This is a genomic window from Microcoleus sp. T2B6 (assembly GCF_036700475.1).
In the GTDB taxonomy this organism is placed as follows: Bacteria; Cyanobacteriota; Cyanobacteriia; order Cyanobacteriales; family Microcoleaceae; genus Microcoleus.
The window spans coordinates 3,908-25,085 of record NZ_JAUBOZ010000079.1; the positions used below are offsets into that span (position 1 = coordinate 3,908).

A 21,178-nucleotide genomic window follows, 5' to 3' on the forward strand; every position below is an offset into this window, starting at 1 on the left:
TTAATGGAAATATTGCACCATTCTCAATTACTTGTTTAGGAACAGGCAAGATGCCTGTTCCACAAGAAAATTCATCTTTTGTGGAACGGGCATCTTGCCCGTTATTGAGAATGGTGCCACCTATGAGATTTAATGGAATTTCCCCTAGTGTCTCTTGCAGGGCGATCGCCCTTTGGAACCTTGAAAGCAAGAAACACTTCACTGTAACTTCCGGGCACGGCTCCATATTTGCTGTATCCATATCGGCTCATCCTACGGTAAGAGCAACGATCGACTGTTACCGCTTGCACTTTTCTTGTACGTTAAACTGCTGATCTCAGAGATAGTCGATCGGCTCCCCCGATCGGGGCTACATCGAATTAATAGGCTTTCTAGCGATTTTTTTGCTAAATAACAATAATTTACGACAAATTTTTTGCTGAACTCTACCATTTTGATGTATTTTTTGCTACATTAAATTTTTCGGTAAAACTAAGAAAAGTCAGCATAGTTAAGAAGCGTGCAAGCTCGATCGGGGGTTGGTTGTCTCACTTTGTATCGCACTGCTGGCAGAAGCTGTTTTTCTCACTCTTAAATATATCCCAGAGCCTCACTTATGCAATCAACTTCCACACCTGTAGAGACTATCGATCGACCGTTTATCACTTGGCAGCGAATTATCGACTGGGCCCAGGAACACTACCGCTGCCGGACTTTTAGCAAAGATGAGCGGATTCCCGCAAGACCCGGACTGCTGTATTTAGTCCAGAAAGGTTCTGTGCGACTCGTAGGTAGCGCTCAAGTTAGCGCTGCGGCGGCGAAGTCGAAATCCGTTGACAAAACTACAGAAGAAGCTTTTTTGGGCTTCGTCGGCGCAGGCCAGCCCTTTGAACTGGTTGCTCAGTCTCCGTTTACTCTCCAAGCTTACGCCCACGCCGATCAAACTCACGTAGTGTGGATGTATTGGCACGACTTGGATAATTGGCCTCACTTTCGTAGAGAAATTTTGGATGCGTTTCGCTACCAGCACCAGCGGAAACTCCTCTGGCTGAGCACTTTGGGACAGCGTCGGACGATCGACCGACTGTTGGGATTTCTCACTTTGTTGATCGAGGAGTTCGGCGAACCTTACGTAGGTGACGACGAACCGGATGTGGTTCGGGGCTACCGGCTGCCTTGGGCCTTGACTCACGCTCAAATTGGCAGCGCAATTGGCTCAACGCGGGTGACGGTGACGCGACTGATGGGTAAGTTGCGATCGAAAGGTTTGATTAATACTGAAGATGATAATTTAATCTGTTTGCCGGCTAAGTCTAACCCCCAAAAGACAAAAAACCACAAGCAGGAGGTAGAAGATTCCCTGGAAGATGAAGATTCTCTCGAAGATTCCCTGGAAGATTCCCTGGAAGATGAAGATTCTCTCGAAGATTCTGAATAAAATCCTGCGGTAAATTGCCAACAAACAGCGCGTCACTATTAGTTTTGGGCTGTCGCGCTCGATCGCTCGACAGTGTACGATGAATTGTGTAAACTTTTGCCGTTCTCGAAAGGTGCGACTGACAATGACCGATGACAAGCAAAAATCTTCAATCCCGAACAATCAGCAACGGGTGGTATTCTGCGACTTTGACGGCACGATAACTGTTGAAGAAACTTTTGTGGCCATGCTCAAGTATTTCGCACCGGAACTGTCGTCTCAACTGATGCCTGAAATATACGCTAGAAGGCTGAGTTTGCGATCGGGAGTGCGGCAGTTACTAGAGTCTATTCCCTCGGAACGTTACGGGGAAATTGTGGAATTTTCTAGGGGAAGGCTGATGCGGCCGGGATTGTTGGAGTTGCTGGATTTTTTGGACGAGAAAAAGGTAGATTTTGCGATCGTTTCCGGCGGTCTTCGGGTCATGGTAGAGACGGTAATGGGCGATTTGGTACACCGGGCGAGCGTTATTTACGCTGTGGATGTGGACGCTAGTGGCCCTCGCTTGCAAGTCAATTCTGAGTTTGAAGGAGATGAGGAATTGGTGTCTAAGGTGCGGGTGATGGGCCAGCACCCGGCCGAGGAACAGGTGGCAATCGGAGATTCGCTGACGGATTTTAATATGGCTTTGCAGGCTTCGTCGGTGTTTGCGCGCGATCGGCTTGCCCAGTATCTAGACGAACAGCAAAAGCCTTATACTAAATGGGATAATTTTTTTGACATTTTGGAAAGTTTGTCCCAGAAATGGAATTGAAACTATCGCCTTTCTCAGGTAATATAAATTCCGTTTGCATCGGTATTGTATGATGTTAAATTTTGTAGGGGCGGGTTCACCAACAATAATTGCCCATAATAGACAATATAATAAACCCGCCCCCCTGCATATAAGTCCGATGCTACCGAATTTGATATAAGGTGTGCATGGATCACCCTACGTTGTTTAGATAGGCCAGCGCAATTCCTATCAACCTACTAAAAAATAGATCAAAAGCTGAGGAATTTGTAAAGAATGAGTGGCGATTTGAGATCGGATTTAATTGCAGCAGCCAAACATTTTTACGATCGCGGTTGGATGGTTGGGACTGCTGGCAATCTTTCAGCCCGCTTACCAGATGGCACTTTTTGGATTACTGCTAGCGGCCGCGCGAAAGGGCAGTTAACTAAAGAAGATTTTATCAGAATGAACTCAGACGGTGCTATTGTTGAGCAACCTGTTCCCGACAGCCGCCCTTCGGCCGAAACCAGCATTCATTTAGCCGTTTACAATTGTTTTCCAAACGCTAAAGCTTGCTATCACGTTCACTCGATCGAGGCAAATTTAGTTTCTCGGCTAACAGCAGGAGATGCAGTGCCTTTACCGGCGATCGAAATGCTGAAAGGTTTGGGGGTGTGGGAGGAAAACCCGCAGGTGTCGATCCCCCTCTTTACAAATTATTTGGAAGTCCCTAAGATAGCCAAGGAAATTTGCGACTTTTTTGCCGTTTCAGCGCCGTCTGTACCCGCTTTATTAATTCGCGATCACGGCATAACAGTCTGGGCAGACTCGCCAGCGGCCGCCTACAATTACGTAGAAATTGTAGAATACATTTTTCGCTATACGATCGCCGCCCGCCAATTAAATTTAGATTGAAGATTTGGGATTTGAGATTGAGCGGTGCATGAATGCGGAATTATGTAGGGCGCGCCCTAAGCACCTTACCGCTATTACCGCTATGATTAGCTTCTCAAACCACTTTTTGTATCCCGGACTGTAGGAAACGAGCAAACATTCAGAGGAGGCAACAGTAATGGCTAAATATACCAGAATTTTATCCATAGATGGAGGCGGAATTAGAGGAATTATTCCCGCGCAAGTTTTAGTTAGCATTGAGTCAAAGCTGCAAAAGGCAAGTGGCAACCCAGATGCGAGAATAGCTGACTATTTTGATTTAATCGCGGGCACGAGTGCGGGAGGAATTTTAACTTGCATCTATTTGTATCCCGATGCCGAAAATCCCACCAGACCTCGGTGGTCAGCGAAAGACGCTCTTAATTTTTCGATTGAGAGCGGTCGCGACGTTTTTAAGAGTTCATTATGGCAAAAACTCAGATCTATAGACGGTTTGATAGATGAGAAATATCCAGGCGAGCGCTTAGAACAATTCTTGTTGGAAAACTTTAGAAATTGCAAACTCAGCGAACTGCTCAAACCTTGTTTAATTTCCAGTTACGACATCGAAAGGAGAAAAGCTCACTTTTTCGATCAAATAGATGCTAAAGAACTTCCAGCAGAAGACTATTTTATTAGAGATATCGCCAGAGCCACATCAGCAGCTCCCACTTTCTTTGAACCTACCAAAATCCGCTCTTTGACCAACGAATCCTACGCTTTAATTGACGGGGGAGTTTTCGCAAACAATCCCGCACTTTGTGCCTATGCAGAAGTTAGAAATAAATTCAGAATTCCCGACGATCGCTCCGACAAAGGTCCGACCGCAAAAGATATGGTAATTCTATCGCTGGGGACAGGAGAAGCTCAGAAAAAATACCCCTACGAAGAAGCGAAAAATTGGGGTCAAGTTGAGTGGGTTCAGCCTTTGATTAATATCATGATGACGGGAGTTGCTGAAACGGTAAATTATCAACTAATTCAAATTTATGATGCGGTTGAAAGACCGAATCAATATTTGAGAATTACTCCCGATTTGAGCCACGAACAACCGCTGCCGATTGATGATGCCTCGGAAGAGAAGATATCGGCACTGCTGAGAATTGGCAAGGATCAAGCCGAAAAGAATAATGAAAAGTTGGATAAGTTTATAGACTTGTTACTTGCGGAGTAGTCCTAGGATTTTAGATTTTAGTCATATTGTAGGGTGGGTTGGGCGCGGCGATTAAGTTAAGTCACCAATAAATAAATCTTAAACCGCGCCTAACCCACCAACCGCAGGGCTGAGAGACAAAAAATATATGTTGACAAATCGTGCAATAATTGCTGTACAATTGCGTAAATCTCTATTTAGCAATGCTTCGCCCTGTTTGCAATAAATCGCGAGTCCTCAGTCATTGGTTAAAAAATACCAAGAAAAGTGCGATCGACATTTAGATGAAACCTTCAATAACAGGTGGTTTCAGCGGTTTTTCGTGACGTTGTTCTTGGGCGGCCAAGTGCTGCTACGCATACTCCAAGGCAAAATTGACCGCCGCAAAATCATGGAACATTTAGTAACAGTAGGCTTGGATTCTTTCAGATCCGTGCTGCTAATAGCCTTTTTTGGCGGCATGATTTTTACATTTCAATCAGCCAGAGAATTGGTTCGCTTTGGCGCGGTTGGGGCGATGGGAGGTGCTTTTGCTGTGGCATTTTGCGGCGAATTAGCACCACTTTTAACGGCGGGCGTGGTGGCGGGACAAGTAGGTTCGGCCTTTGCGGCGGAGATAGGAGAAATGCAGGTGACGGAACAAATAGACGCCCTGTATATGTTAAGAACAAATCCGGTTGATTATTTAGTAGTGCCGAGGGTGATAGCTTGCTGCATCATGCTGCCGATTTTAACAATTTTTTCGGTAGCGGTGGGAATTTTGGGCGGGCTATTTGTAGCGGTTCATTTTTATAATTTGGAACCGTCGGTATTTTTGGAATCGGTGCGAACTTTCTTGGGGCCTTGGGATTTAGTAAATGTGGTGATTAAAAGTTTTATTTTTGGGTTAATAATTGCCCTTGTCGGTTGCGGTTGGGGATTGACGACGGTGGGCGGAGGGAAAGGAGTAGGCCAAGCTGCAACGGCGGCGGTGGTAACTTCTTGGGTGTTGATTTTTGTGGCGGATTTATGTTTATCGCTGTTGATGTTTCACGAGTTAGGAATTCCTAGAAGTTGATAATCTTGGCGATTATAGCAGGAGTCAATCGATTTTAGATTTTAGATTTTAGATTTTAGATTAAAGAATTGAAGCATTGACCCCAGGGATAAACTCGGGGGCTTTTTTATCGGATACACGTCAATACGGTTCAGATAAGAATAATCGGATTTCCTTTCACAAGTCGGGAACTCTCATAAATGCGTGAAATGAAATTCGTCTGAAAGCGCTAACCCAAGCGTATTGGGATACAGGTTTTTTATTTCTGGGTCCTGAGTCTGCTTTCGGAATGAATCCGGGGGCTTGTATCCTGGATGCTTTCGTTCAAGATGCTTAAATATTAAGGGTTTGAACAATCATCAACGCCCTACGCCGCCAAGGCGATTGCCATAAAATCAACATAAAGATTTTTTAAACCGCAGATGAACGCAAATAAACGCTGATAAAATTGCATCAGCGTTCATCCGCTGATATCTGCGGTTTAAAACTCTCAACTTGAGATTTTAGATTGGAGAAAGGAGGGCGATACACTCGAATTGCCTCAATAGGAACTTCCCCATCTGTTTCGGGGACGATTTCGAGGATGTGTTTGGAGTTGCTCAAATTCTGAGCCAATGTTGTAGAATACTCGCGGCTTGAATCTGCAATTTGTGGAGGAACGTATAAATCAACAAACATTGGTCGCACCTGCCAGGAAATCTCAAATCCTTTTGGCGTGGGCTTTTTCGAGTGTTCATAGGCTTTTTGCAGCCACCAGTTTCTCGGTTCAATCACGATGCGGCCAGAGTTTGAGACAAACATTTCGTCGTTTGTACCGCTGCCGTCGTAACCTGTTTTAGAACCTACAACGTCAAATTTAAACTTGCTAGCGTCGCTGTTAATCTCAGTAATTATGGCTTTCCAATCTTCGACGATTAGCGGTTTTTGACTTGATATTTGGATGATTGCCGGCCAACCGACGCCAAGGCTAACGCTAGGTCTGGTGATGCTGTAAAGTTCAGGAAATTCTGATGGTTTTTTGCCGTCGATCGCAATTCTAGCAGAAATTGCCTTGCCGTTGAAGGTTTTATCGGCGATCGCATCTATTCTATTTCCTTCAAATTCTAAAACCAACTTGCCATCTTGCCATTTAACATCGCTGCCAACTGTATAGGTTTTCACTAAATCCTGCGGCGGTTGAGGAGAATTTGGGTTGTACCGCAGGTACGGTTTTATGAGAGCAGCTAGGAGAAAGTTTCCCCAATCGTTGAGGTGAATGCTGTCGCTCAATAGCTGTTGTGGCTGCAAGCGATTGTCTTTCAAATACCTGCGCCAAGGTTCGCGAATTTCGGCGATTTCGCAGCCGTATTTATCTGCCAACTCCGGCAGCCATTGAGTAGAATGAGTGTTGTGCCATTCGTATCTGCTGACTGAATTTGGATCGTCGCTGTTGCCTGTCGGCATCCAGTCGATGTGGTCTGAATGCAAGAGTATTTCGCTAGCAGTGCGGCTGCGGACATTGGCAATTAGGGCTTCGTAATCTTCATCGCCTCCGTAGACGTGAAAAATTAGCAAGTCTGGATAAAAAGGATACAAATCATGTTCGCTGGGACGGATTAAAATCGGTGCTGCAAATCCTCCGATCGCCCGATTTTCCACAATTAAATCTGCATTGGGAAATCGCTGTCTCAAATCCTTCACTACATCTTTCCACCAATCTTGTTCTGTGATGGATTGACCGTAGAATAGAATACGCACTTGGCGGCGGTTTGTTGGAGTGCTAGCCGCAAGTAGCCCCATCGTCCTTTGAATCTTCGCTCCAAAACTAGCACTATTTTCAATAGGAGCGGGTGGGGGAAATGGCGTATGGGCAGCGGTTTTTTTGATGAGCGGAACTAACAGAAAGCTCAGACACAAAAAAAGCAGCCACAAGTAGCGATAAATCTTTGATTTTCTGCTATTTCCTTGGTGTTTTGCCATTGTTTTATTTTTCCCTGTCCGTTTCACTTTGCTCCCGGCGACTGTGGGATGAATGCTAAGCCTCTAATCAGTAGCTGTAGCGTGCTTATGGGCGCACCTCACGAGTAGCTGTAGTGTAGGCTGTATGGAAATATATTACCAAATTGAGCGCGACAAAAAGTGATATAATGCCTGCTAATTAATTGCAGGAGATCGAGCGCACGTCAAATGGATTACAAAACAGCCCGCAGTTTTCTGATCGACCAAGGAACCGCCCTGGAAACCAAGAAAAATCCCGACGCCTTCCTGATGCGTCTCAAACAAGGCCAACCGCCCGTACCCGGACAGGTGACATCGATTTTATTAGCTTTAAAAATATTGTTTGAAGGGCTGCAAGAATCTCCAATGCTCGATCGACAATTGATCTCGGCACTGCATTTACTGTCAGTAGAAGGTTTGCAGCAATTTGAATCGGGACTCCGCAGAGGAGTTTCTTGGCCGCCGCTGCTGAAGGAAGACTTAAATCGAATTGCGATCGCAGTCAAGAATATCTTTTCCGGCGTCTGGCAATAATTAGCTCGGCTACCACCGATCCCGATACCCACCGCCAGTAAACTCAATTTTTTTTCTACATTTTTTTCTACAATTATTTGTAAAATTTTATGTTAATCTTGCTACATTTACCCTCGAATTGTGGCATCTTAATATAAGAATCAGTTCTCACAAACACTTGGAGAGACTCCCATGAACGCCGAAGAAAAAGCTAGACAACTAATTGCACGAGAAAGGCAGCATAGCGAACACTTGCACGAATCTATGCTCAACCGTTCCTCCCACGAGCTAGAAACACATGGGGAGGGAATTGCTGAAGAAAAAGCCAGAGAATTAATGGCTCAAGAACGGCAGCACAGCGAACACCTGCACGACTCTATGTTAAGCCGTTCTTCCCAAGAGGTAGAGGGATCGATCGCACCCGATGACACTGACAAATAAATTTTGTTAACACAAGACTTACGGACAGATACCAAGAAACCTGGTTTTTATACCATTTTTCATACCATAACAAAGGGCTGTAAAAATGTTTGTGTATAAACAACCAGGTTTCTTAGTCCTGCAATAGTTCAGCACAGCAAAACTCTACTCAAATCGAGGAGGATTGTAGGTGCAATCAAAACAGCCATTGGTCGGTTGGCAGCCGCTATCACAAACATCAAAGCGCCATATATAGCAATAGAAAATGCCAAGTTCTACTGCTCGCGAAAGCTTTCGAGGGATGCCAAAAGAGCTGGCAGCCCCGCTAGCGTGGCCGACACCAGAGCCTCATCTTTGTAAACTCGCGCTCGCAGAATAGGGGTACTTTTAGACGCAGAGGTGAAAGAGCCTCGCCGTTGGGAATTTCCGGTTTCTCGCGTCACGCAAAACATAGCAGTATCCTCGCAGTATTGTCAATTAATCCCTAAATATGCGCCCGTAAAATTTCTCACGGCTTGCTGTATGTTTCTATTATTACTCAGATAAATAACCGAGAGGAAACCCTGAAATAATTATTCACGATTGCTAGGGATCAACTTAAACTGCTTAACGGCTTTTATTAATTTGTTACAGGGCGGGTTTGTTTCAGCCGATCGCCCATAGCGACTCAGACACCAGCAACCCAAATCACCGATTTCACAGGAGGAACGCGGATCAATGATGCTAACTCTTAGTCCAGCAACACTTATAAGTCAAATCAGGCCGACTGTCCAAAGCTTGCGCGACGGAGACTACCGCTACCGAGACTCCTTTGTGCTCGATCGACCTTTCAGAGAAATCCAATTTCGCAAACAAGACAGATACATCACCGGCAGCGATTCAGACAAACGCACGGGCAAAAGTTACTGCTTCCGGGGCATCCCCCAGCACAACAACATTATTAACATCACGCTAGCGATCGAAATTTCCCCAAAAACCGCACAGAAAACCGAGTGGAAATTAGCACCGGGAAACCCCATTAATTTCGACAAGCTTTATCCGCTGCAAGCAGGGCCGGGATTAGAATTGTACAAATGTTTGACAGCCTTTTTACCAAAATTGAAGTAATTATATCAAATATGGTGGATTGCACCGGATCTCTGTAGGACAGGGCTTGGCCCATAGGTGTCAACTTAAGCTTTTAGTCCATCAATATTCCCGCCTACCCGTCAGTCCGCCAGGGGTTGAAACCCCTGTCTAATAGCTAAAGTCCTCTGAAGAGGACTAATGAGTTTAAAAAATTTTATTCTCAGTCCTCATAGCGAGGACTTTAGCTTTGAGGCAGGGAATTCATTCCCTGTCGGACTGTCGGACTGTTTAACGTTAAGTTGACACCAATGGACACTGCAGTGTCCCTACCCTTCTTTGTGTTAATTTAACCTAAGAACCAGCATTTTCCAATTCTTCCCGCAGCATTTCCCGGTAGACTTTCGGCAAACGAGAACTCATAGAATTGGTCTCAATTCCATATCCCAAACTCGTCCAAGTTCCCGAAAGCATCCGCAATACGTCAGTTAATCTTTCCTGCCGCAACATCTCAGAAATATCAGCTTTCCAAAACTTGCGATCGCTCAACCAAGCATAAACCACAGCATCCTGATCTTCTGGTTCAAAACTGTAATCTTCCCAGAATAAAAAATTAGCACGACGCGCCTGATAGCGCTTAGCCTTCTCCTTCCAAGTCGAAGTCAGAAATTGATACCTGCCCGCTGCCGTAGTACACTTGCCCCGATTCGGGCCATTAACAATCCTCACACACCAGTCAGGATGGCGGCTCAAATCTAATATGTATTTGCCACCGTAAACCACGTGATAAGGCCGAGAAACATTGGACTCGCTAGCAGAAATAGTTCGCATCAGGGCTCGAATGTAAGGATCGCCCGTTTTAATAGCCAGCGGCGGGAATTTTCCCCGCCCGCTTACCGACTGCGATAACTGCTGATTTCCCCGCAAATTAGCAACCAAAAAAACACCGCCGCCAATCACAGCGCCGATTAAAAGTAGAAATCCGAGGATTTGAATTTCCGATCGCCTCAGCAAACCTTTTTTTCGACGGCCCAATTTCTCAGATTCCAGCAAAGTCATTTCCATTTCCGCAAATTCGGCTAATTTTCGAGCCGCCCGCATCCGGCGCACCCGAAAATCGTATTGATATAGTGGCGCGGCTACCAGCGTTAGACTCGATAAAACCCCCGCCAATTTAATCAGCCAGAAATCTAATTCACCGGCTACGGCAACATTTGTCAGAGTAGATATTCCTGTTAGTAACTGAGCAGGATCGATCGCTCGCGCGGGCCAATAAAAAATCGCAAGTTGCACCAACAGGGACAGATTAAAGGCAAAAAAAATCACTACAACAGCATTCAAGCCTTCTCGCAAGTGCGATCGAATACCCGTATGCCGGCGCTTGAACTTGCGCGCCACGCGAAAGCGCCCCGGCAGCATAATTAGTAAGGGATTTAAGATTTTGACTGCTAAAAAGTGACAAACAAAAAACACAGGCAACTGAATCAGCCAAGCCGCCAGCAGTAGAGTCAGAAAGCCGATATCGTCGCTGACAAAAGGAATGCCCCTGCGAAGGACAAAACTAAAACTCTGAGCGAGAGCAAATGCCCTTAACCACGAAATCGGATAGGGGAACCAAGCTGGCCACTTGAGAGTTTTCATGCTGAGAAAACGAAAGTTTAAGGGCGAATAGTAAAACTATTAAGATTTTGCCAGATTTGGCGATCGGAAAACTGGCAATTCCCCTGCGGTTTGTACTGATGGGACTTGCGCGCTGATGCCCAGAAACCGGGTTTTTTAACCAAAAACTTGCCTAAAACCCTCAATCTCGGTAAAAAAACCCGGTTTCTTTGTTCGCTACCTGGGACTAAAGAAACCGGGTTTTTTACCTTTGCTGCTGGCTGCAACGGCTATTTTCGTGAAAAAACCCGGTTTCTGGGCACCCAAGCGATGCTAATTCAATCAAATCACACTGGCAAACAACTCCTCAAAACTCTTTTGCGGAGCCTCCGGCTTAGCCACAATTTCCACAACCTTGTTGCGAGAAGTCGGCTGAAACAGCGCCTCCACGCACACTTGGGCTACCTTGGTGCGGGGAATGCTGCTCTCAAACATTTTGTCCGCACCAGTCATGACGATCGCATCTGAATTATCCTCATTTTTGAGACCGCCCGGACGGACGATCGTATAAGTTAGGCCGCTTTTTTGCAAATACTCCTCGGCTTTCTTTTTCCAAACCAAAATCAGCCAGAACAAATTCAGCGGGTGAAAAAACTGAGAGACGCACAGAGAAGTCACGAGCACAAAATGCTCAATGCCCTTAGCCTTAGCTGCATCCACCAAATTTTGAGTACCTTCAAAATCCACCTTGTAAGGCGCTGTCGGGTCAAAACCAGGGGCCGCCCCTGTCGCGCACAGCAATACCGTACTATCGCCGATGGCATCGCCCAGGGAAGTCGCATTTAATACATCCCCAGTCACTAACTCTACCTCCGGTGGTAAAATTTGCCTCGCTGTGTCTAGATTTCGGACTAAGGCGCGCACGGGAATACCTCGCTTGACCAATTCTGCGACGATTCGGCGGCCAGTCTGACCTGTGGCTCCTGCTACAAATGCTTTCATAAGTCGAGTTATGCTGAACTAGGGTAAGTTTTGTTGCTATCAATTTCTCAATTGTAGGGAGGAAACTCCCTTAACACATCCCCAACCCGACCGGTGCGTATTACAGGAGAGTATAGAATGAAGCAAGATTCCGCTGAATATCAAACTGTTGAAGCTTCTGACGAAAATTACTACCCAGATGCGAGTGTCCAACAGCCCGAAAGTGGAAGCGCGGAGGCACCAGAGGAAGTTGAGCCGCTTTGGTTTCACACGCATTTTGAAGACAGCATGGAGATGTACGCCGATGCGGAGACGGTGGCGAAGCATTTGAACAACCACAAGAGTTGGTTTTGCCAGTGCGCTTCGCCGATGAAGGCCCAGCCGATCGGCGAAAACGGCTATGATTTATTAATCGGGCGTTTTGGGGCTTTCGGCTACCGTGTTGAAGCGAGAATTGGTTTAGAGTTGCTGCCGCCGGATGCTGAAGGCTGCTATTTGATTAAGACTATTCCGGTTCCGAATTATACCTCGCCTGGGTATGAAGTGGATTTTCGATCGGCGATGAAGCTAGTGGAGATACCGTCTCAGGAGTTTGCCGCCGATTGGCCGAGCTCGGAACGTGCTAAGCTGCCGCCTGCGATTACCATTACTACTTGGAAGCTGGATTTGGCTGTGGGGGTTTGCTTTCCCAAGTTTATTCGATCGATGTCTCAACCTTTAATAGAAAAAACCGGCGATGCGCTTTTGGAAAAAATTATCAAACAAGTTAACCGGCGCTTGACTTATAAAACTCAGGTTGTTTTTCACGAAAGTTTGGGCATTCCTTTTCCGAAAAATCCTAAGAAACATTAACGAGACTTGCGATCTAACCTGTTGTGCATTTAAATTGAGAGGTTGCACCATTCTCAAGAACAGGCTGTCGGGCCTGTTCCACAAAAGATAAATTTTCTTCTTGTGGAACAGGCCGGAAAGCCTGTTGCTGAAAAGGCTAATTGACAAGGGTGCAAGATGTGAGTTTAAATTGTATGTTATATCAAATCCGGTAGCATCGGAATTATTCATCTCTGTATTCTCTCCCTCTGCGTTCTCTGCGCCCTCTGCGGTTAAATCATTCCGATACAACCGGAAACGATATTAAGTGTGGGAGTTCCTGCCCAACCCCTACTCCCCATAAGAGTAAAGATTTATTTTACTCTGCAATTTAAATGCGGATTAGCTTAACTCACATTTGTAGGGTGTGCAGTGCACACCTTACTCATAAGTGCGATCGTAATAACTCATACCATTTTAGATTTTAGACTTCGGCGTGAGCGCTCAGTCGCACAATTTTAGATTAAATTATTGGGAATAATATCATTGCCCGTTACACCGGAATGATGTTGACGGTTGACTGTTCACTGTCAACAGTCAACCGTCAACAGTCAACAGTCAACAGTGAACTAGAATTTACTATTCCGATGCTAACGGATTTGATATAACTGATTTTGTAGGGGTTGGAATCACGAGCAGACAGTTGCTTTTTTGAAACTGATATCACTGTATCCGGGTGATCCGTGCGCGCCTTATTCCTATGTTTTTGAATCCAACACTTGCTTGAGCAGTTAATCCAAATAACCAAGTTATTGCTAATAAAATTTAAGGGTAAGGTCATGATTGCATTTGACATATAGCAATCCTTGCAGGAGTCGTAAATTTTTGATCCCACCCCAACCCTCCCCGATCCCGCTGGGAGCCCGTAAGAAATTCACAAATGATTTAGGATTGCTATATGCTGATTTCTTATCACCGGGATTAGTTTTTATTATGGGTCAATTTAGCACAGGGTTGGACACAATAGTTTCAAGTCAGATGCCATCAACTTCGACAGCATTGTTATTAAAAAATTCTGCTTCTGTCATAATGCTTTCCCTCCTTATTGCCTCATGATTAAGCAATGTAGCCGACGCAGTTCAAAGCGGGTTCCGATCGCCCTCCGAAACTAGCAAGTGTCTCAGATCACAAGGCAGATCGATCGCCCTCACTGCCAAAAACGTAAAATTATGTAACATTAAGTAAAGAGTTATCAAAGAACTCTTGCCATATCCCTAGAAAGTTATGACAACAAAACTAAGAGCTACACACACAGAGAAAATGGAGAGAGACTTGCACCAGTTGAGGGCAGACCAAGAACTGATTCTCAATCAAGTAGACAATGCGATCGCTCTGTTCGACTCGTCTGACTGCTTAGTTTTGTTTAACAAAAAATTGGCCGGAATCTGGCAACTGTCTCCAGAATGGCTGGAAACAAAACCGAAGTGCCACTTGCTGTTTGCGGAAATTGTCGATCGGGGTTACTTGTCTGTTCAGCAGTGGCAAGAGTTTCAGCAAGCACTCGAAAAATCTCAGGATGAAAGTTTATCATTTTATTTCGAGCAATCCAATGCGGTTTGTTTGGAGGTGTGCGCCACGATTACCAACAGCGGCGGACGGCTGTTTACCTTTAGAGACGTTACGGTATACCGAAACTCCCAAGCTAGCTTGAACGCAGAAGTAAGGCGTCTGAGCTTTCTTTTAGGTTTAACCGAACGCCTGCAAAAATCTGACAGTTTGCAAGAAATAGGTCAGTTTGCCCTCACCTATTTAGTAGAGGCAATGAATGCAGCTTTCGGAGATGTCAAGGTGATTAACGGCAAGGGAAACGATCGCCAAGCGTCGGGGATTTGCAACCAAGTTTCTAGTCAATTTTTGGCTACTTACGGGGAACCCGTAGTCGCAGGAATGCAAGAATTGCTCGATCAAGGCATTCCCTACGGCATCGGTTTGCTGTGGGAAGTGGTGAAAACTGGTAAACCTGTGTTTGTCGAGGATTATGGCAAACATCCCAATGCCGTGCCGGAATTTCGGCATCCGGGAATCGGACAACTGGGCATTTTTCCGATCGCAGCTACCAACGGCACGATCATCGGAGTGCTGACGCTGGAGTCCCGCAACATCAAAAAACTGCAAGCCGCCGTCCACCAAGAAGTGCTGGAGGCTGCTTGCCGGACTCTGGGGGCGGCGATCGAGCGGGCTCAAACACAAGAGAACTTGCGCCAAGTTAATGAAGAATTAGAGTATTCTTCTCAGTTGAAATCCGAGTTTTTAGCCTCAATGTCCCACGAATTGCGGACGCCTCTCAACAGCATTCTCGGCTTTTCTGACTTGCTGCTGCGGCAAACGGCCGGACAGTTGAGCGATCGACAAATCAACTATGTAGACCTGATCGAAAAAAGCGGCCAGCACTTGTTGCAGCTAATCAACGATATTCTCGATCTTTCTAAAATTGAAGCCGGGAAAGTAGAACTAAACTTACAGCCTGTTCGCGTTCAAGAACTCGCGACAGACTGTATGAAAATGATGCAGCCGCGGGCCGACAAAAAGCGAATCGGTTTGTCTTTAGAACTCGACAACCGTATTACTAAAGTTTGGCTCGACGAACGGCGAGTGCGACAAATTGTGATTAATTTACTTTCCAATGCCATCAAATTTACCCCCGAACAGGGACAAGTTAAACTCAGCGGGCGCCTGGCCTATGGCAGCGAAATAGACGGCGACTACCGACCGGATTGTTCTCCTGTAAATGCCAGCACTCCTTATTTTTGTTTTGAGGTGAAAGACTCCGGCATCGGCATTCCTCAAGACCGCTGGCACTTGCTATTTCGACCTTTTCAACAGGTGGATTCTTCCCTGACTCGGCGTCACGAAGGTACAGGTTTGGGTTTGGCTTTGACTAAGCGATTGGCAGAATTGCACGGGGGAACTGTTTCTTTTCAATCTGTTTGCGATCGGGGAAGTATTTTCCGCGTTTGGCTGCCTTTGACGGAGATGCGTCAACAGTTGGGAAACTTTGCTTCTTGTGCTTTGGATACCAAGTTAGTTCCTGCTTCTGCGATTGCTTTACCAATTGCCAGGAAGCGGATTTTGGTTGTCGAAGACCAGCCTTTTAACCAAATGTTAATTTCTGAGGTGATGGAATTGGAGGGGTACGGGGTAGAGATACTCGCCGATGGTTCGGCTATGGCCGATCGTATTCTCGCCGCCTCTGCAGCCCCGGAGTTGCTGCCGGATTTGATTTTGATGGACATTCAGTTGCCGGATGTTGACGGCTTTGAGTTGATGCGCCGAGTTAAAGCAGATCCTGTCTGGGATTCGGTACCGATGATTGCGGTGACGGCGATGGCGATGCCCGGTGACAGTGAGCGATGTTTGGAAGCTGGCGCTTCTGCTTATTTGAGCAAGCCACTGGATTTGAATTTGGCGATCGCTACAGTCCGTTCTTTTCTCACTTAAACAGCATTTATACAAAGCTTCTCAAAGTAACTCTTAGCTGGCGCGGGATGAGAAAAGCTTGTCCATCAAAGTGCCAACAAAAATTTGCTTGAAATGATTGAGACGCGCTATATAATAGATAATGACGGGATTCAGACATCTAGAAAATAATCTCCTAATGATAGCTAAATGCACGTTATCAGTCGGAAAAAATTAAGAGACTACTGCCAAAGTCACGCTGATTCCTGCGAAGCGCTCGATGACTGGTATAAAATTGCCAGTAAAGCAGCCTGGACTAATCTTGTTGAAGTTCAAGCTGTTTATCTCAAAGCTGAAGCAGTTGGAAATTTTACAGTTTTTAATATCAAAGGAAATAAATATCGCTTAATCGCGAGTATTAACTACGAGAAGCAAATTATTTATATAAAATACGTTTTCACTCACGCCGAGTATGATAAGGAAACCTGGAAAAATGACTATTACTTTTGACCTAAAAATTTACAGTAGCTTGCTCTCTCAATATCAGCCGAGAATCATCAAAACTGAAGAGGAAAACGAGATATTTTTGGAAATTGTTGAAGAATTACTCTCTCGTCAAAATCTGACTCCCGAAGAAGATGCGCTATTAGAATTGCTGGTAAAACTGATTGAGGATTTTGAAGAGCGGCACTATCAACTTAATACATCAACGCCCAAGTCAAGGTTGCTGCATTTGATGGATGTTCGGAGTCTAGAAGCAGAGGATTTAGTAGAAATTATGGGTTCGAGTGAGGCGGTAGTTGAGGTAATTAACGATCGGCTAGAAATCAGCAAGAAACAAGCTGAGGCTTTGGGGAGGTTTTTTCACGTCGATCCGGGGTTGTTTTTGTTCAATTAAGCGATCGCACTCTGTAATTTCCCGGAGGGCGATCGCATCCAAGTAGATTGATTTGATGAGGGTGGGGGCGATCGCGTTTTAGAGGTTGGTTGAATAGGATGATTACTCTCCTCTTCTGCAAGGAGAGCAACATACAGAAAGGTTAACCGACTCAATCGCCTCTCTGACTAGATTTATCCGGATGAGTCTGGAAAAAGGTGAAAGATAATTTGTACCAAGATAAATAACGTAACTCCGAGGCTAGGATGACAGACGAACCCACAGTTCAATTCACGTTTGCCGTTAATGACCCAGAACTAGATGATGAGGAACGACAAGAGATAGCGCGAAAGCTGCTGCATCTGTTACGCCAACGTGATGAAGTGGAGAAGGTTGAGCGTGTACAAGATTTGAATCCAGAGGCTGGGGCTAAACCAGGGTTTGCAACGCTGGTGGGATTCCTGACAGCGGAGGTGAATGCTAAGAACATTAAGGATTTTCTGAGCTTTTTGGGCGATCGCCTGGGGGATAAGTCGGTTGTCGTTCACGTCAAAGTTGGTGAGAAAGAAATCAAAATTGAAGCCAAAAGCCGCAAGGAGTTAGAAGAGGCTGAGGCATTGGCAAAGAAACTTCTAGCTGAACTGAGGGAACAGGAAAATGCCTAAGAAAATAGCGCTGCTGATTGGAGTCAGCGAATACGGGCAGGGCATCCCTCCTCTTTCTGCACCTCCTAATGATGTGGAAGCAATAAGGCGAGTTTTGGCAGACCCGAATCTGGGTGGTTTTGATGAGGTAAAGCCACTGATTAACCCCGATCTAACAGAAATGCAAATCCAGATTGAGTGGCTATTTGATAATCGCGAGAAACAGGATGTATTAGTACTATTTTTTTCCGGGCATGGCATTATTAATGATCATAATCGCCTGTACTTGACAACTCGCATTACTACTAAAAATAACTTCCGAGCGACTGCGGTGCAAGCCAGTTTTGTGCAAGATAAATCACGCGATAGCCGTGCTAAGCGACAAGTAATGATTCTTGATTGTTGCTATAGTGGAGCGTTTGCGGATGGTTGGCAAACAAAAAGTGTCGGTGTGGATATCAGACAGGAATTAGGTGCTGAAGGGAGGGCTGTTCTCACTTCTTCCACTGCAACGCAAACTTCCTTTGGGGGGGAAGAGCTTTCGCTTTACACCCAGCACTTAGTAGATGGGATTAATACAGGCGCGGCTGACACAGATAACAATGGCGAAATCCAAGTTTGGAAATTGCACGATTATGCCAAAAGGAAAGTCCAAGATGTGAGGCCAAATCAGAAACCAGGAATTATTTCCGATCAAGAAGGCTTCAAAATTTTATTAGCTAGGGTTCCCATGAGTCCAGAGGCGCAATATCGCCAAATAGTGGAACGCTATGCTAGGAATGGGAAAATTTCTACAAGAGGTCTTTTGATCTTACCGATCAAACGGCAAGAACTTGGCATCGCAGATGACAAAGCAGCGGAAATTGAAAAACAAGTCCTGGAACCATTCCACCAGCGTTTAAATCATTTAGGGAATTATCAAGAAGCCTTTAAAGAAGCTGTTAAAGAGTCGTATCCTTTGACTCAAATAGCTCGCTATGATTTGAGATATTTACAAGACAAGTATGGTTTAAGAGATGAAGATGTAGCACCAATCGAAGAAGAAGTTGTTGGTTTAACTGTACCACCAAGTCAAGAAGATCCTCCCAAACCCAAGCCAGGAGACCGAATAAAACAGGCCATCGCTAATATCTTTAGAACACCGATTGCTGTAATCCCGGTGGCTATTTTGGGAATTGTCGGGGTCGGGTATCCTGTTATTAAGTTTATACCTTCATCTGAAGACATATGCCAGTCGCAATTCTTTAGCTGCGGTGAAGAGACTTTCTTTCCTAGCAAGTTAACGGATAATAAAGCTAAAGGTCTTGTAGCTTTCCAGAAAAAACAATATAAAAACGCTACTGATTTTTTTGAAAGCACTATAATAGATTATCCTAACGATCCAGAATCCAAAATATATTTGAATAATGCCAGAGCCTTGTCCAACAGGAACCCAGTAACTCTTGCGGTAGTTGTACCTATTCTGGAGACACCGGACATTGCTGAGGAAATCTTGCGAGGAGTTGCACAGGCACAACATAGTTTTAACACTTCACGTAAAGAGGGATTATTACAGATTGTAATTGCTAATGATAACAACAATCGTAACCAAGCAAAGCAAGTTGCTCAGAAGCTAAGCCAATACTCAAGCATTATAGGAGTGATTGGACACTACACCAGTGCTGCTAGTGAAGCTGCGCTAGATGATTATAAAACACGTAAGCTAGCCACAATCTCCCCCGGTAGCACAAAAACTCAACTGAAGAGTGAAGTTTTTTTCAGAACCTTACCGAATGATGCAAAAAATGGTGAAGAGTTGGCGAATTATGCCATAAAAAATAAGTATAAAAAAGTTTTTATTTTCAACAATCCTGAAGATCCATATAGCCGCAGCTTAACGGAAGAATTTACACGTGTATTTACCAACCCATCAAGAAAAGTTGTCAACACAGTGAAGATAGATTTGACCGAGCCTTCTTCAATGAAAATTACGCAAGTAGACAATCAACAACTTGATGCTGTTGTATTGTTTCCAAGCACAGAAAATACTGATATTGCCAGCGCCCAAAATATCCAAAATATGGGAATTAAAAATCTACCGCTACTAGGCGCAGATGCCTTGTACAAGAAAAAGATTTTTGACCCTGGAAATGCTGTTGAAGGTTTGGTTTTAGCTGTACCTTGGTTTCGAGATGAACCCAATTCAAAAGACTTTGCTAAAAAAGCCAAGGAGATGTGGAGAGGTGAGATTAGCTGGCGCACAGCTACCAGTTATGATGCGACTCAAGCTTTTATTAAAGCTCTATCTTGGCCTAACAATCCCTCCCGCCAGACTGTGTTGGAAAACCTCAAATCTCCTGATTTTTCACAAGATGAAAATTCAGGAAATTCTCTCAAGTTTATGGACGGTGAGCGCCAAGAGCAAAAACCAGCTCTCGTTAAGGTAGTTAGAGATAGCAGCGGCAACCTCAAATTTGAGCTAGTTACAAAGTGAACACTCAATAAATTGTTAAAAGCCTGGAAGCAAATAACTAAGGATGAGTGTAAATTGTCTCCCAGAGCGATCGCACCCCTCCTATAAAAATGAACAAGCGATCGCACTCACTCCTCAAAAGAATCATCCCCAAGCAATTCCAACAACTCATCCCAAGAACAGCCAAACCTTTCCTTAATACGGCTAACTGAATCTATGTGTATCTTCGCCATTGGCTGCATTGCATAACGGCGAAGCGTAGCATAGATAACACCAGAACGCAAGGCCAATTCGTTGATGCTTCAGCTTCGTTGCTGGCAAAGCTCTTTAACTCTGACTTTCACTCTGTACCTATTCATCAGTTTATTAGCATTTCTATATTAAAGCTATAATCCTGGCAATTAAGCGTTGATGATTATGCGCTAGCGCTATAGCGATAAAGATATTGACAGATATTTATCGAGTTAAATACGATTAATTTGTTCAGCGAAAAGCCACAACTTTTTCTGAAACAAAACAGTCAAAAGCCAGCGCCTCTACCTACCAAGTGTCCGCGCTGGCTCTGGCTCCCTTATGCAATGGAGATAAAACCATTATGACTTACAAAGAGTGCCTCAAGCCTTGGGCGGTTGCCCGTTTGCTTCCTAATTTGCAATGGGCGATTGTCGGGCGATACCGCAATCGATCGGATGCTGACGGACATCTTCAGTTGTGTCGCCAGCGAGTCCCCGATATCCGATTGAAAGTTGTGTTTGCTTTGCCCGATCGCACTGATTTGACACCTCATGGCCGATAACCGATCGTAGGAATCGGTTTTTTAGGCAGAACTTACGCACTCCCGACAAAGAAACCGGGTTTTTTACCTAATCTGCGGACTACAGCAGAGGATTTTCGTAAAAAAACCCGGTTTCTGGCCACCCGTGCGTCCAAGACTATTAGGGAAAAAGAAAACAGCCCTACGTGAGGCTGTCTTCGATCGCACTATTGTATTTGCCACTGCTGGGCCTCCGACTTTCCAACTGCCACTAATCCTGGGTTCACTGCCACAGAGGTGTAATTTATTACATTTCATGATGCGAAACGCTAAACTC

Annotated in this window: 20 protein-coding genes and 1 pseudogene; 16 read left to right on the forward strand and 5 right to left on the reverse strand. The window is 45.0% G+C overall.

Translation table 11 applies throughout. The features are described 5' to 3' along the window. Positions 1 to 241 (reverse strand): annotated as a pseudogene (locus QUA00_RS26545) (DALR anticodon-binding domain-containing protein); the annotation flags it as partial. A 354-nt stretch (positions 242 to 595) separates the two neighbouring features. Between QUA00_RS26545 and QUA00_RS26550 the strand changes: the two are divergent. From QUA00_RS26550 to QUA00_RS26570, 5 genes are all read left to right on the forward strand, one after another. Then, complete coding sequence (locus QUA00_RS26550) at positions 596 to 1,417, forward strand: Crp/Fnr family transcriptional regulator (RefSeq protein WP_333411735.1); 822 nt, start codon at positions 596 to 598, stop codon at positions 1,415 to 1,417. A gap of 124 nt (positions 1,418 to 1,541) precedes the next feature. Next, positions 1,542 to 2,210, forward strand: a complete 669-nt coding sequence (locus QUA00_RS26555) for an HAD-IB family phosphatase (RefSeq protein WP_333147310.1) — start codon at positions 1,542 to 1,544, stop codon at positions 2,208 to 2,210. A gap of 255 nt (positions 2,211 to 2,465) precedes the next feature. Continuing rightward, complete coding sequence (gene mtnB / locus QUA00_RS26560; protein ID WP_333147308.1) at positions 2,466 to 3,086, forward strand: methylthioribulose 1-phosphate dehydratase; 621 nt, start codon at positions 2,466 to 2,468, stop codon at positions 3,084 to 3,086. 157 nt (positions 3,087 to 3,243) lie between these two features. Further along, positions 3,244 to 4,278, forward strand: a complete 1,035-nt coding sequence (locus QUA00_RS26565; RefSeq protein WP_333147306.1) for a patatin-like phospholipase family protein — start codon at positions 3,244 to 3,246, stop codon at positions 4,276 to 4,278. A 223-nt stretch (positions 4,279 to 4,501) separates the two neighbouring features. Continuing rightward, the gene (locus QUA00_RS26570; RefSeq protein WP_333147303.1) at positions 4,502 to 5,314 is read left to right on the forward strand and encodes an MlaE family lipid ABC transporter permease subunit; all 813 of its coding nucleotides are present in this window, start codon (positions 4,502 to 4,504) and stop codon (positions 5,312 to 5,314) included. Between the two features lie 432 nt (positions 5,315 to 5,746). Here the strand turns inward: QUA00_RS26570 and QUA00_RS26575 are convergent, their stop codons facing one another. Beyond that, complete coding sequence (locus tag QUA00_RS26575; protein ID WP_333411736.1) at positions 5,747 to 7,252, reverse strand: SGNH/GDSL hydrolase family protein; 1,506 nt, start codon at positions 7,250 to 7,252, stop codon at positions 5,747 to 5,749. Between the two features lie 207 nt (positions 7,253 to 7,459). Between QUA00_RS26575 and QUA00_RS26580 the strand changes: the two genes are divergently transcribed. From QUA00_RS26580 to QUA00_RS26590, 3 genes are all read left to right on the forward strand, one after another. After that, positions 7,460 to 7,804 (forward strand): Dethiobiotin synthetase, encoded by a 345-nt coding sequence (locus tag QUA00_RS26580; RefSeq protein WP_333147299.1) that lies wholly within the window; start codon positions 7,460 to 7,462, stop codon positions 7,802 to 7,804. Between the two features lie 171 nt (positions 7,805 to 7,975). Beyond that, positions 7,976 to 8,224, forward strand: a complete 249-nt coding sequence (locus tag QUA00_RS26585; protein WP_333147297.1) for a hypothetical protein — start codon at positions 7,976 to 7,978, stop codon at positions 8,222 to 8,224. A 696-nt stretch (positions 8,225 to 8,920) separates the two neighbouring features. After that, complete coding sequence (locus QUA00_RS26590) at positions 8,921 to 9,310, forward strand: hypothetical protein (protein ID WP_333411737.1); 390 nt, start codon at positions 8,921 to 8,923, stop codon at positions 9,308 to 9,310. 312 nt (positions 9,311 to 9,622) lie between these two features. Here the strand turns inward: QUA00_RS26590 and QUA00_RS26595 are convergent, their stop codons facing one another. Both QUA00_RS26595 and QUA00_RS26600 read right to left on the reverse strand, forming a co-directional pair. Then, the gene (locus QUA00_RS26595; RefSeq protein ID WP_333411738.1) at positions 9,623 to 10,909 is read right to left on the reverse strand and encodes a glycoside hydrolase family protein; all 1,287 of its coding nucleotides are present in this window, start codon (positions 10,907 to 10,909) and stop codon (positions 9,623 to 9,625) included. A 300-nt stretch (positions 10,910 to 11,209) separates the two neighbouring features. After that, a complete protein-coding gene (locus QUA00_RS26600) occupies positions 11,210 to 11,869 on the reverse strand; it encodes an NAD(P)H-binding protein (protein WP_333411739.1) in 660 nt (219 codons plus the stop codon). Between the two features lie 117 nt (positions 11,870 to 11,986). On the opposite strand from QUA00_RS26600, the gene QUA00_RS26605 reads away from it, so the two are divergent. From QUA00_RS26605 to QUA00_RS26620, 4 genes are all read left to right on the forward strand, one after another. Then, a complete protein-coding gene (locus QUA00_RS26605) occupies positions 11,987 to 12,700 on the forward strand; it encodes a DUF1997 domain-containing protein (RefSeq protein WP_333411740.1) in 714 nt (237 codons plus the stop codon). A 1,242-nt stretch (positions 12,701 to 13,942) separates the two neighbouring features. Continuing rightward, the gene (locus QUA00_RS26610) at positions 13,943 to 16,156 is read left to right on the forward strand and encodes an ATP-binding protein (protein ID WP_333411741.1); all 2,214 of its coding nucleotides are present in this window, start codon (positions 13,943 to 13,945) and stop codon (positions 16,154 to 16,156) included. Between the two features lie 168 nt (positions 16,157 to 16,324). Beyond that, positions 16,325 to 16,624, forward strand: a complete 300-nt coding sequence (locus tag QUA00_RS26615; RefSeq protein ID WP_333053113.1) for a type II toxin-antitoxin system HigB family toxin — start codon at positions 16,325 to 16,327, stop codon at positions 16,622 to 16,624. Next, positions 16,608 to 17,012 (forward strand): transcriptional regulator, encoded by a 405-nt coding sequence (locus tag QUA00_RS26620; RefSeq protein ID WP_333411742.1) that lies wholly within the window; start codon positions 16,608 to 16,610, stop codon positions 17,010 to 17,012. Before QUA00_RS26615 ends, QUA00_RS26620 begins: the two co-directional genes overlap by 17 nt. Here QUA00_RS26620 and QUA00_RS26625 read toward each other — a convergent pair. Further along, positions 17,009 to 17,167, reverse strand: coding sequence for a hypothetical protein (locus QUA00_RS26625; protein ID WP_333411743.1), 159 nt, complete (start codon positions 17,165 to 17,167; stop codon positions 17,009 to 17,011). The two genes, QUA00_RS26620 and QUA00_RS26625, sit on opposite strands and share 4 nt — an antisense overlap. Positions 17,168 to 17,257: 90 nt before the next feature. Here QUA00_RS26625 and QUA00_RS26630 point away from each other — a divergent pair, with 90 nt between their 5' ends. The 4 genes from QUA00_RS26630 (at position 17,258) to QUA00_RS26645 (ending at position 20,883) form a co-directional block, all read left to right on the forward strand. After that, positions 17,258 to 17,656: a hypothetical protein gene (locus tag QUA00_RS26630; RefSeq protein ID WP_333411744.1), complete on the forward strand. Its 399-nt coding sequence runs from the start codon at positions 17,258 to 17,260 to the stop codon at positions 17,654 to 17,656. Continuing rightward, positions 17,649 to 20,108 (forward strand): caspase, EACC1-associated type, encoded by a 2,460-nt coding sequence (locus QUA00_RS26635; protein ID WP_333411745.1) that lies wholly within the window; start codon positions 17,649 to 17,651, stop codon positions 20,106 to 20,108. Before QUA00_RS26630 ends, QUA00_RS26635 begins: the two co-directional genes overlap by 8 nt. Before the next feature lie 43 nt (positions 20,109 to 20,151). Next, positions 20,152 to 20,286, forward strand: a complete 135-nt coding sequence (locus QUA00_RS26640) for a hypothetical protein (RefSeq protein WP_333411746.1) — start codon at positions 20,152 to 20,154, stop codon at positions 20,284 to 20,286. 396 nt (positions 20,287 to 20,682) lie between these two features. After that, positions 20,683 to 20,883: a hypothetical protein gene (locus tag QUA00_RS26645; protein WP_333146849.1), complete on the forward strand. Its 201-nt coding sequence runs from the start codon at positions 20,683 to 20,685 to the stop codon at positions 20,881 to 20,883. The last annotated feature ends 295 nt before the right edge of the window (positions 20,884 to 21,178 follow it).